Below are 12436 nucleotides of genomic sequence, written 5' to 3'. Positions count from 1 at the left end.
GCCACGCTTTACCCAGATCAGAAATCGCCAACTGCAGACACCGCGCCGACAGTTGAAACTGCCAGTCGGCCTTATTAGCAACCAGTTCATTCCGAACCTTGCGTTCGTTGGGCCGCTGCTTCTTATCAGCGAGGATCACTGAAGCATCATACATATCGTTCCAAAGGGCCAGACCCTGATTCCAACAGTAGCGTCGGTAATCGCACAGGTCATCGAGTACTTTTTTCATCGTCTGATTTGGATATAACTTTACCTTTTGCGTGCGCAACATCACAGTCACCACCTCTCAAGCCACCAATTCGGATACGTGAGATCGCCAAAGTACCAAAAAACGATCAAACAATCGTGTTGTTGACACTTTAATCATCTCACTGTTCCCTTCGTTTCGCAAGTTTTTCGCTGGCATGACGCTGGCTATTTTGGTTAGCTAGTTTCCTAATATCCATCCTACATTTTGTCTTTCTCACGGACATTAGAGAGCGTTATTCCACATTGTTCGATATTTTAATTAACAGTTATCTCCTCCTTTACAATTTTGTCAAACAATCAACCCTCAGCATTGTAACCGTTACCATAAAAATTATCAAATTAACTAATTTTTAATTATTCACCATGCCGGCGGAAAGCCATCAGCTCATGGGTTAAGCCCTTGGTTTGGGCATAAACTTGGTGATAAATTTGGTAAAGTTCGTTATAACGCGCCACGTTCGCCGGTTGGGGTTGGTAGGTCTGGCCAAAGTGCACAAAGGCCTGCGCACAAGCTTGCAAGCTGTCAAACCACCCCAGGCCGACTGCCGCAATCATAGCGGCGCCTAAGCCCGGCCCTTGTTCGTTGGTCAGGGCCACGACCTTTTTATTGAAGATGTCAGCTTGCATTTGCAACCAAAAATCACTCTTGGCGCCCCCACCGATCGCCACGACCGTATCAAATTCTTGCCCGTTTTGATCATAGATATTTAAAATATCACGGAAACTAAAGGTGATCCCTTCCATCACGGCCCGGGTAAAGTCAGCCTTGGTTTGCATACTGTCAACGCCGATAAAGCTCCCGCGAATATCCGCATCAGCATACGGGGTCCGTTCCCCCACCACGTACGGCGTAAAGAGCAGCCCGTTGGCGCCTAAGGGCCGTTGGCTGGCTTTTTCCACCATTTCATCAAAGGCTTCCTCACTGGCAAACTGGTGCTTAAACCAGTTCAGCGAGTGCCCCGCCGCCAAAGTGACCCCCATCGAGTAATAGGTATCCGGAATCGCGTGGCATTCGTATTGAATTTGACCGTGGTAGTCGACGTCGGCCCGTTCTTCATACTTTAAAACCACCCCGGACGTCCCAATTGACGACATAACCATATTCGGTTGCAAAATCCCGGCGCCAACTGCCCCACACGCGTTGTCACCCCCACCGGCAAAGACCTTCGTCGCCGTACTCAAGCCCGAGAAGGTCGCGTAAGCGGAGGAAATCGTGCCGGTTTGGTCAATCGACTTGAGCAGTGGCGGGCACATACTCATCGGAATGCCAAAGGTATCGGCAATTTCTTGGCTCCATTGTCCCGCTTTGATGTCTAGTAGCACCGTCCCGGTCGCGTCGGAGTAGTCCATCCCCAGCTCGCCGGTCATGCAGAAGCGGACGTAATCCTTGGGCAGCAAGAAGGTCTTGGCTTGGGCCCAAATTTCCGGTTCATTTTCCTTGACCCACAGCAATTTTGGCAGGGTGAACCCTTCCAAGGGCCGGTTCCCCGTCAGTTCGACAAAGCGGTCGCCCATTTGCGTGGTAATTTCTTCACATTGCTTGGTCGTCCGGGTATCGTTCCATAAAATTGCGGGCCGCAGGACTTGATTGTTTTCATCCAACAAAACCAAGCCGTGCATTTGGCCAGAAAATGAAATCCCCGCTAAGTCCTCCTTGGCCAAGCCATCCTTTAAAATCAACCGGTCCAACGCGATCGTCGTCGCATAGAGCCAGTCTTGGGGATTTTGTTCACTATAGCCCGGTTGGGGTTGGCTCAGCGGATAATCATAACTTTGTTGGGCCACGACCTGCCCCGCCTTGTCCATAGCTGATACCTTGACGGCGCTGGTTCCCAGGTCGACCCCGATGACGTACTTACTCATTTTGCTCCCTCCAAAATCATTTTGCCTACTGGGCAAGAAAAAAGGATCCGCACCCAATTATGCGGTGATGCGAATCCAAATTCCATGTATTTTGCAATTTATTCCCTGGCGGCCCAGGCCTTGGCTGGACCGCCAATTTGTCTATGCCAGATTTCCATCACGAATCTGTCGCTTGAGACCATTCCCACCGTCTCAAGTGATTAGCCTTTGTTTCCAGTTTGGTGAACATTGAAAATTATGCGTGTGATTAGATTAAGTGTGTGATTGATGATTCGTTACGACTTGAACAACACCGGCTGGCTTACTTGGCCAACGTTTGGACAATGTAGTGGTTCAACGTGTCCTTGATTTGTTCTAAGTGATCAGATTGGGTTGCGGCCCGCAGTTCACTTTGTGGTACGTCAAGCAGCTTGGCTTCCAAGCTCTTGAAGTCTTCCTTGCCATCTTCGATATCCTTGCCCAGACCTTCGTCCCAAGAAGCGTAACGCGTCTTGACAACGTCGTCTAAGTAGCCATCTTCCTTCAGCGCCGCAGCAACCCGCAGCCCAGCAGCAAAGGTGTCCATCCCCACAATGTGACCGTAGAAGAGGTCTTCGGCCGTCCAAGAAGTCCGACGTGGCTTGGAGTCAAAGTTCAGCCCCCCGCGTGGTCCAATTGAACCCGCTTGGACAACTTCCCACATTGCCGCCGTCGTTTCGTAGAGGTTGGATGGGTATTCGTCGATATCCCAACCAATCAGCTTGTCCCCTTGGTTTGCGTCCAAGGAACCTAACATGTTGGCTTCGCGCGCCACGCAAATTTCGTGTTGGTAAGTGTGGCCCGCCAGGTTGGCGTGGTTGCCTTCCAAGTTCAGCTTGAAGTCCTTGTCCAAGCCAAATTCGCGCATGAAGTTCAAGGTCGTGGCCGCATCAAAGTCGTATTGGTGCGTCGTTGGTTCCTTTGGCTTTGGTTCCAACAGCATTTGGGCGTCAAAGCCAATTTCGTTTGCGTAATCCTTGGCCAAGTGGAAGAGCTTGGCAATGTGTTCTTGTTCACGCTTCATGTCCGTGTTCCAAAGGGATTCGTACCCTTCACGACCACCCCAGAAGACGTAATTTTCCGCGCCGACGCGCTTCCCGACTTCCAGGCTGTGCTTTAATTGCGCTGCGGCATAAGCGTAAATCTTTGCCGATGGTGCCGTGCCCGCCCCGGATAAGAAACGTGGGTTAGTGAAGAGGTTGGACGTGTTCCAAAGTACCTTCATCCCCGTTGACTTTTGGTATTCAACGATCTTGTCGATGACCTTGTCTAAGTTGGCGTTGGTTTCACGCAGGGTGTTGCCTTCTGGGGCCAAGTCACGGTCGTGGAAAGCAAAGTAGTCAACGCCCAACTTGTTGTAGAATTCAAAGGCGTAGTCGACCTTGGCCAAGGCATTGTCCATTGGGTCCGTGTACTTGTCGTATGGCCGCGTGGCCGTGCCGTCCCCAAATGGGTCCACCAGTCGTTGGTCAAAGGTGTGCCAGTAGGCAACGGAGAACCGCAGCCAGTCCTTCATCTTCTTGCCCAGAATTTCTTCTTCTGGGTTGTAGTATTGGAACGCTAATCCCGACTTCTTACCATGTTGTGGTCCAACGTATTGAACCTTGTCAATTCCTTGCCATAAATCACTCATGTGAATAGCCTCCTACGGAAAATCTTAAATAGTTTGTTTAGACAACTAACTTACGAGTCATATACTAGTCCCTTTAGCCAAATTTGTAAACCCTTTCCCGGAAATTTCTGGTCATTTTTTTCGGAGCCCCACTTGGCTAGCGAAAATTCCCGCCCCGCTTTTCCGCGCTATTAAATGAAAGTTTTAATTTCGATCGTTGAGCAGAGTTAAGAAAGCGCTTTACCGAACCGACGAATTATGTTACACTTCTCACGTTGGTTGATTTACAAAACCAACTCATTTGACAGCTAACTTGGTTCTCTTTTCAAATCATACATGTCCTAACGATTCTGTGAAGCACGTTGGGGCCTTTAAAAAAGGAGTTGTCACTAATCATGAAGAAAGTTTCTCCTGGCTTTATTTACTTCTTCGGGGCCTTAGGTGGCCTGCTCTTCGGGTACGATACCGGGGTTATTTCCGGGGCGATCCTGTTTATCCAAAAGCAAATGTCACTCGGTTCTTGGGAACAAGGTTGGGTTGTTTCCGGGGTCTTACTTGGGGCCATGATTGGTTCCGTCGTAATCGGGCCCAGCTCCGACCGTTACGGCCGGCGGAAATTATTGCTATTATCTTCCTTGATTTTCGTGGTTGGGGGCCTGGGCTGTGCCTTTGCCCACAACTTCATCGCCTTAGTCTTGTTCCGGATCATCTTAGGGTTGGCCGTGGGGGCCGCCTCCTCAATGATTCCAACTTACCTGGCTGAATTGTCCCCAGCGGCGAAGCGGGGGACGGTCTCAGCCCTGTTCCAACTGATGGTCATGACCGGGATCTTCTTGGCCTACGTTGTCAACTGGGGCTTTGAAAACCTCTACACGGGGTGGCGTTGGATGTTAGGGCTGGCTGCTTTGCCTGCCGCAATCATGTTCTTCGGGGGGCTGTTCTTACCCGAATCCCCGCGTTACCTGGTGAAAATCGGTCGGGATGCCGATGCCCGGGCTATTTTGATGAACATCAACAACAACGATACGGCCGCCGTAGACACCGACATGGCCAAGATCAATGAACAAGTCCACATGCAAAACGGGGGCTTGAAGGAACTCTTTGGGACGATGGTGCGGCCATCCCTGGTCGCCGCGATTGGTTTGACGATTTTCCAACAAGTGATGGGATGCAACACGGTGCTGTACTACGCCCCAACCATTTTTACCGACGTTGGGTTCGGGGTTAACGCTGCCCTACTGGCCCACATCGGGATTGGGATCTTTAACGTGATTGTCACCGCCATTGCCATGGCGCTGATGGACAAGGTCGACCGCAAGAAGATGCTGATCTTCGGTGGACTTGGGATGGGGGTTTCCCTGTTTGTCATGAGCTTTGGGATGCACTTCTCCGGTGGTTCGCGAACGGCAGCCATCATCTGTGTCTTGGCAATGACGATCTACATTGCCTTTTTCTCCGCAACTTGGGGTCCCGTCATGTGGGTCATGCTGGGGGAAATCTTCCCGCTGAACATCCGGGGCTTAGGGAACTCTTTTGGTTCGTTTGTCAACTGGACCGCCAATTTGATCGTTTCCTTGACTTTCCCAGCGTTGCTTGACTTCTTCGGGACTGGGAGCCTCTTCATCGGTTACGGGGTCCTGTGCTTCTTGGGGATCTGGTTTGTTCACGCCAAGGTCTTTGAAACCCGGGGTCGTTCACTGGAAGACATCGAACAAATGCTGCGGGATCAAGCTCCGGACGAAAATTCGGCTGCGGTTCACGCACCCGTTAAATAACGGTTACGCTTAAGTTGCTGTCAGATTCAAACATCATCAAACTAAATGCCAAACCGGCGCGCCTGAGGGTTCAAGCGCGCCGGTTTTTTCGTGATTTAGTTTGATGATGTTTGGCCGGAAAGAGGCTGGGAAAAAAGTCCCAAGACTCAAAGACCGCTTGGATCTGCCGAAAATATCGAGGACCATCATCAACATTTTTCGGGGTAATTACGAATCCTTTGTAGTTTTTCGGATATTCAATATCAAAGATCCCCACGCCTACTGTATAAGGTCCGTTCATTTTTCCGGTGGCCTTAACAATTCGTGAAAATTGATTGGCAGCCAGGTTATGAAACTCCTTGAACTTAACAGCACCCAGGCCTGGTGCAAGATCTGGAATTAGGTGACCAGCTTCTGAATAGGCTGAACTCAAATCCCAGTCACGCTTCTCACCATTTGCTGGAAGTACGCCAGTCCGATGAACAACTGATTCGGCCAACAACTATCGGACGCAAAAATTACTTATTTGCGAAAACCGAAGCTGGGGCTGAAGCGAACGCCATTTGGTATACCTTCATTCAAACGGCTAAATTAAATCAGCTCAAGGTACGTGAGTACTTAGAACATCTCCTATCAGCCTTCACATGGACTGAAAGTCCAGTCTGGGAGGCTTATTTACCGTGGGATCCAGAAATTCAACGTAAATTTGGAACTCAATAGACGCAAATAGCGCTCAGAAGTTGTCCTTCCTTCAAGGATACTTCTGAGCGCTATTCTGCTAAATACGGTCTATTATGCCGTGCTTACAAAAAAGCCCGCGAAGGTGGCATTTCTGATCTGCCATCTCGTGGGCTTTTCGTTTCGTTAACGATTAGTTACGAAACTCGCTGATTACCACAATTAGCTTGTGGAATCATTATTGGTCTTCGCGCTTCTTCTTTTTCAGTCCAAGCAAACCAAAGATACCTGCTAAGGCAGCTAAGCCGACACCGACAACTGACTCAGCATTGTGGTCAGTATTACCAGTTTGTGGCAATTGGTTAGCCTTTTGGTGATTATCGTTGGTAGTTGCCTGTCCAGGGGTAACGACTGCACCCGGAATGTTGGTATTGGCACCAGGTGTGGTTGGGTTAACCGGTGCCGTTGGCATGGTTGGACTCGTTGGTGTTGACGGGCTTGTTGGTGTCGACGGACTCGTTGGTGTTGAAGGACTCGTTGGCACTGATAGGCTTGTTGGCGTTGCAGGTGCGGTCTTAGCGGTATAGGTAACCGTTTTGACCACACTACTGCTTTCTGGGTTAACTACCAACTTATCAACCACCGCAACATCGGGTGTATAACCCTCAATCGTTGGTGAATCAACACTAGCAAAATGTCCAGCTGCTGGCATCCAACCTTGCCACGTTGTCACGCCATCTACCAAATCCGTCGTTCCGGACCGCGTAAAGCGAACAGTCTGAACTTTATCACCAACGGCCGGGGAGCCGTTAGCGTAAGTATAGTGGATGATTTCAGTGACCGTTTTCGTATCACTGATCGGCGTAGTCGCATGCTTGAAGTGAACCTCAAACCGGTTCTTTTGGTTATCAGCCTGATACTTATTGTCCTTAAATATATTACCTACTAGGATATAGTGTTGGCCTTCATAATCACTAATCCGCTGACTTGGTGCCACTTTAAAGGCAATCGCCTGACCAAACTTACCTTTAGCAGTATCTGTTATCAGCGTCGTGCCCGTCGTGTCATCGATGTAGGTAATCGTAGCCGTCTGGTCGTTGGCGGTGTAAGTAACCATCTGGGTAACGTTATCGCTAGTCGGGTTAATCGTAATGGCGTCAACACTGGCACGGTCTGGTGTGTAACCAGTAATCGTTGGTGATTGAACCGCCTTAAACTGCTGGTTTGCTGGTTTCCAGGCACCCCACTTGGTCTGATTAATAACCAGATCCGTCGTCCCATTTCGCTTAAAATCAACGCTGACCGTCTTCAGATCCGCAGCCTGACTACCATCAGCGTAGACATACCGGATGGTTTCCTTAACTTTCTTCACATCCCTAACCGGTTTAGTGGCGTGTGTTAAGTGAACTTCATAAACCTGGTTGACTCGATCATTATGGTCAAAGGTTAGTCCCTGTCCCTGTGTTTCATCAGAAACCAGCAGATAGTGTTGGCCAAGATAACCAGCAATCGTTGGTTGCGTCGTGTAGTTAGCGGAAGTATCAGAAGCCCCAGTTAAGGTCTTAGATTGTAACGTTTGCCCGGTCACGTCATCGATATAGTTGACGGTGATTTGCTGCTGGTTAGCCGTGTACTTTACTGTACGTTTGACATCCGGGTCACCATAACGAACCGCAATGGCCGGAATCTCAGCCTCACTCGGTGTGTAGCCAGCAATCATTGGCGAATCAACACTAGCAAAATGTCCAGCTGCTGGCATCCAACCTTGCCACGTTGTCACGCCATCTACCAAATCCGTCGTTCCGGACCGCGTAAAGCGAACAGTCTGAACTTTATCACCAACGGCCGGGGAGCCGTTAGCGTAAGTATAGTGGATGATTTCAGTGACCGTTTTCGTATCACTGATCGGCGTAGTCGCATGCTTGAAGTGAACCTCAAACCGGTTCTTTTGGTTATCAGCCTGATACTTATTGTCCTTAAATATATTACCTACTAGGATATAGTGTTGGCCTTCATAATCACTAATCCGCTGACTTGGTGCCACTTTAAAGGCAATCGCCTGACCAAACTTACCTTTAGCAGTATCTGTCATCAGCGTCGTGCCCGTCGTGTCATCGATGTAGGTAATCGTAGCCGTCTGGTCGTTAGCTGTATAGCTAATCTCAACAGTTGTATCCTGAGTATCCTCGTTCACAGTAGTTTCAGCAATTTGAGCCGGGGCTGGAGTGTAACCTTTAAATTCTGGAGCTGAGTATGTTTCCCACTTAGCAGTAGACCATTTACCCACAGATTTGATTTCCCCAGTAGTTGCATCAAGAATCCCTTTCCGTGTCAATGTTGCTTTTTGGATAACTTTTTGGTCAGTTCCGTTTGGCTCGTGGACAATAATTGTTCGAGTAATGTCCTTGGTTTCTTGCTTAACATCATCGACATAAACCTTGCGACTATCCTTAACTACTTGCCCATCAGCATAAGTATGACTGTAAGTGACAGTGTATACCCCCGCCTTAGTCAAGTCGACCTTATCAACCGCAACGGCCTTAGTAGCCCCTGGAGCTTTGTATTCATAACTAATATGCACGTCCGTCTTTGGCAACTTTTCTAGTTGATCGCGCGTCTTCCGCTGTCCTGCGTCATCAGCAGCATAAATCTCATCAATCATTGAAGTGCGGTCCCATGGCTTAGCATTTGGATCTGCCACATAGTGTTCATCCTTATTTAAAATAATAGCAGGCACAGCTTGAACGTGGATTACCCAGATAGATGGGTCGACAGGTGATGGGTCGACAGGTTTACCATCATTATCAACACGGACGACTGCCAGTGACAGGTTGGAGTATGCATAGAATGGCATTTTCTGAGCTTTACCGTTGTTGTTAGCATACCTGACCGTGTAACCATGGTTAGAAAAAATTTGTTGAATTTGCCTTAGGTCAATAAAGTATTTCGCACTGCCGTAAACAACCAGTGGTAAGTCCCCTTTTGGTAGTGAATCCATATTGAATGATCCCTTAAAGGTTGGGAAGTTACTAATTTTAAGGGCCTCCCACCCATTTAGCATATCTTTGGGAATTTCCTTAACGAGCTTCCAGTCTGATTGACCAGGTTGTTCCCCCATGAACTCAGTCGGAAGCAAGACTACCTGCTTAACCTTACTTAAGTCCTTGTGCACAGTTGTAAAGTAAAGATCTGCCCAGTTTTGAGTGGAACCATTACCATAGTCGTTAATATGTGGAGAGAAAGCTAAGGATGGGGTTCTGGCAGACAGCTGACCTGTATACTTAACTGGGATAACGAGTTCAACCATATCATCTGGCTTGAAAGCAACCCCTGTCATAGAAATATTAGTGGCTTGGTCCCCTACATTGTTGTGAGCCTTGAGATATTCTGCCCAACTATTATAATAAATACCTCCGTCACTAGGTCCATTAATAGCCCATTTATAGGACCAACCTTGTTGGCTCTTTAACTGCGGACCATCGGCACCTAAACGACTAGTATCAATTGCTATCGTTTTATTATCAGCAAAGTTAGCCCATAACCCAGAGCGAACTTCCTTGTCACCATTGTGGTAGATCAGGTGGTATTCCAGGGTACTCAAATCGATTTGTTCCACGTTAATGATGGACTGCGACTTACCGTTAGCAGCTACATAGCCCGTCACATAAGTCTTACCATCTTTGCCCTTGGCAGTATAGTAAGCAATCGCTTCACCATGAACCATCTTAAGCCAGTCTGAAGTAGTGATCTGGGGATTATTGTAGATCCCAGTAGTAACAGTATCTTTATCAGTTGTTGGCTTAGCTGGTGTTTCAATTTGAGTTGGATGTAATTCAAGAAACTCTAATTCCAATCCTGGATACGCCTTATGTCCCTTAAAATAACTAGTCAGAGAAATACTAGTTGTTTGTTTTTTATTACCAATATATTTAACTGGAATTACCGTCGAAATAGTATCATTAGCTTCAATGGGGTAGGTCATATAGAGTGCTCCTACCTTACTGATGTCTTTGCCCAATTCAACCATTCTTTTGTAATAATCATAAAGACCGCCGTCATGATTCAAACCAATTTGATATTGCTTACCTGATTTTCCATAAGCAACAATTCCATCGGTTCCCAGCCGTCTAGTATCTATTTGTATTACACTTGTATTCCAACCAAACCAAATACCAATATTCTTTTTAACGTCAGTATTTTCAAAATCCACATGAAACTCTAAACTGTTAGGATCCAGTCGATTACTAATTATAAGTGATTTAATTTTTTTCTGTGCATCCGCATATGAAGAAACATAAATTTTGTTATCAAACCCTCTAACTGTAAAGTAAATTTTCAGTTTTCCTTGCTCTAACTGCATCCAGTCATTAGCCAAGTTATTTTGGTTGTTGATAATAGCAGTATTAGCTGAGTTATCTGGAACCGTTGGATCTGGTGTACCTGCTGCATTTCTGTTAGTATCAGAAATTGCGAATAAATTCATTGCCAATAAATTCTTAGCTGCTAATCTTGCTGCTGATGGATTAATATCAGTGTCAGCGCTACCTTGCGTATTTGGTGAATATTGTGAGGTTGTCGCAGCTTCTGTAGAATTATTAGCTGTTGTATTGTTATTTGCACTACCTTGTTGAACTTTTTCTGTTGTACTAGTTACTTGCTGAGTATTAGTTTCATTTTTCAATACAACTGCTGAAGTTTGTTGCGAATTACTGTTTGATAGACTATTGGAATTTTCAACGCTTTCTATGGTTGCTGCCTTTACAGAATGATCTGTAAAGTTAATTCCAAAAATGGTTACTCCTAATAATACCGAAGCCACACCAACGTTAAGCTTACGTAAACTATAACGCGGTGTCCGCTTAGTTTCTAAAAATTCAGGTCGCTTCATCATTATTTTTACCTCCCGAATTTAATAACTAGTGGTGTATTGCAGTACACCAGAACAATAGCGCTACCATTAAGCTATCAGCCTAATTGTTGAATATAATATTTCTTCAAAATTCCGCTACTTACTCACTACCATCATTCGCCTTTCATATAATCAACCGAAAAATTTAAAATCCAACCGTTGATTTATCACTTTTGGAAGCGCTTCCTAAATCAAAAAAATTATCGTTGTAATAATCCATTTTGGCTACCAATTCACTGTGATTTTAACATAACGGTTTATTTATGATAAATGAAATGCATATGATTAGTGAATTTTTTGCGAATAAAACGTTGCAGTCAACACCGTCGCGCTACCCCCCCCTATAAACTTAATTTTATTAAGCTCGTGTCCAGGCACCGCCACGCATAAAAAACTGATGCGGTCGGCGCTGATTACACCAATCGCATCAGTTTATTTTTGTCAATTTTAAAATTAGTTTATAATTTCACATTATTTTCAAGCCGGCCAGCGGTCACGGGCGGGGCCGTTGTAAGGCCGCAATCACGGCCAACACCAACCGTTTCGGCAACCAAGGGTAGCACTGGGCCGCCCAGCACATCCACCACGCCATCCCGACGATCACTTGGCGCTTCCCCCGCATCATCCCCGCGTAGCCCACCCGCACGACGATTTAGGGCGCCACCCCGGTGCCCGGTGCAAACAACCGGGGCTGGGCCAGCTGCCCGGCTTGGGCAAAACCGGTCTCAATCGGTCCGGGCAAGAGGGTGGTCACCCTGATCCCCAGCGGTTTTAACTCGTACCACAAGGCATTGCTAAGCGCGGCCAAGTACGCCTTGGTCGCAAAATAGGTCGCTTGTTCCGGTCCTGGGAACCACGCCGCGGCCGACGCCACGCTTAAGACCCGGCCGTGTCCGCGCGCCACCATCCCCGGTAAAAATAATTTCAACAATGCCGTGGGCACCGCCGCATTCACCTGCACCATCGCCAGATCGCAGGCGGCCGACCGGGTCACAAACACACTGCCACCCCCAAACCCGGCATTATTGATTAAATAATCCACCGGCCAACCCAGCACTTGGACCGCGGCAAAGACTCACTGGGCCGCATCGGCCGCGGTAAAATCAACCACCACTGATTCCACTTGTTGTCCCGGCGCCACCTGGTGCAATTCCGCCGCTAAGGCGTGCACTTTGGTAGCCTTGCGCGCCACTAAAATCACATCCCCGCCGTGGCGCACGTGTTCCAACGCCAACGCCCGGCCCAAGCCGCCGGTCGCCCCGGTAATTAATGCCACTTTCTTCATGTCAACCACCATGCCCTAAAGGACGTGGCTTGTGAGCAAACACCCTTCTGATGAGTGCTTGAACCACA

Annotated in this window: 7 protein-coding genes and 1 pseudogene; 1 reads left to right on the top strand and 7 read right to left on the bottom strand. The window is 47.7% G+C overall.

Features of this window, described 5'->3' with window-relative positions; genetic code table 11:
• The 3 genes from FC43_RS06635 to xylA form a co-directional block, all read right to left on the bottom strand.
• Positions 1–271, bottom strand: a 271-nt coding sequence (locus tag FC43_RS06635; protein ID WP_156648322.1) for a helix-turn-helix domain-containing protein, incomplete at its 3' end; no start/stop codon positions are given.
• A 332-nt stretch (positions 272–603) separates the two neighbouring features.
• Positions 604–2112: a xylulokinase gene (xylB, locus tag FC43_RS06630; RefSeq protein ID WP_019206599.1), complete on the bottom strand. Its 1509-nt coding sequence runs from the start codon at positions 2110–2112 to the stop codon at positions 604–606.
• A gap of 301 nt (positions 2113–2413) precedes the next feature.
• Positions 2414–3763 carry a xylose isomerase gene (gene xylA / locus FC43_RS06625; protein ID WP_019206598.1) on the bottom strand — a complete coding sequence of 450 codons (1350 nt, stop codon included), beginning with the start codon at positions 3761–3763 and terminating at the stop codon, positions 2414–2416.
• A 374-nt stretch (positions 3764–4137) separates the two neighbouring features.
• Here xylA and FC43_RS06620 point away from each other — a divergent pair, with 374 nt between their 5' ends.
• On the top strand, positions 4138–5517 hold the full coding sequence (locus FC43_RS06620; protein WP_019206597.1) for a sugar porter family MFS transporter: 1380 nt from the start codon (positions 4138–4140) through the stop codon (positions 5515–5517).
• Between the two features lie 70 nt (positions 5518–5587).
• On the opposite strand, the gene FC43_RS06615 is transcribed toward FC43_RS06620, so the two are convergent.
• From FC43_RS06615 to FC43_RS11400, 4 genes and pseudogenes are all read right to left on the bottom strand, one after another.
• Positions 5588–5995 (bottom strand): hypothetical protein, encoded by a 408-nt coding sequence (locus FC43_RS06615; RefSeq protein WP_155818347.1) that lies wholly within the window; start codon positions 5993–5995, stop codon positions 5588–5590.
• A 417-nt stretch (positions 5996–6412) separates the two neighbouring features.
• A complete protein-coding gene (locus tag FC43_RS11315; protein WP_082611476.1) occupies positions 6413–11065 on the bottom strand; it encodes a mucin-binding protein in 4653 nt (1550 codons plus the stop codon).
• A gap of 511 nt (positions 11066–11576) precedes the next feature.
• Positions 11577–11708: a hypothetical protein gene (locus tag FC43_RS11505; RefSeq protein ID WP_019206593.1), complete on the bottom strand. Its 132-nt coding sequence runs from the start codon at positions 11706–11708 to the stop codon at positions 11577–11579.
• A 27-nt stretch (positions 11709–11735) separates the two neighbouring features.
• Positions 11736–12368, bottom strand: a pseudogene (locus FC43_RS11400) (SDR family NAD(P)-dependent oxidoreductase).
• Between the last annotated feature and the right edge of the window lie 68 nt (positions 12369–12436).

The sequence above is a fragment of the Limosilactobacillus ingluviei DSM 15946 genome (genome assembly GCF_001435775.1).
GTDB lineage: Bacteria > Bacillota > Bacilli > Lactobacillales > Lactobacillaceae > Limosilactobacillus > Limosilactobacillus ingluviei.
Note: the sequence above shows the minus strand (reverse complement) of the source record. Positions and strands in the feature narration are given on the sequence as shown.

Bases quoted from the DNA above. Each gene is read 5' to 3' on its own strand.
- xylB (WP_019206599.1), bottom strand. From the start codon at position 2,112: ATGAGTAAGTACGTCATCGGGGTCGACCTGGGAACCAGCGCCGTCAAG.
- xylA (WP_019206598.1), bottom strand. From the start codon at position 3,763: ATGAGTGATTTATGGCAAGGAATTGACAAGGTTCAATACGTTGGACCA.
- FC43_RS06620 (WP_019206597.1), top strand. From the start codon at position 4,138: ATGAAGAAAGTTTCTCCTGGCTTTATTTACTTCTTCGGGGCCTTAGGT.
- FC43_RS11315 (WP_082611476.1), bottom strand. From the start codon at position 11,065: ATGATGAAGCGACCTGAATTTTTAGAAACTAAGCGGACACCGCGTTAT.
- FC43_RS11505 (WP_019206593.1), bottom strand. From the start codon at position 11,708: ATGATGCGGGGGAAGCGCCAAGTGATCGTCGGGATGGCGTGGTGGATG.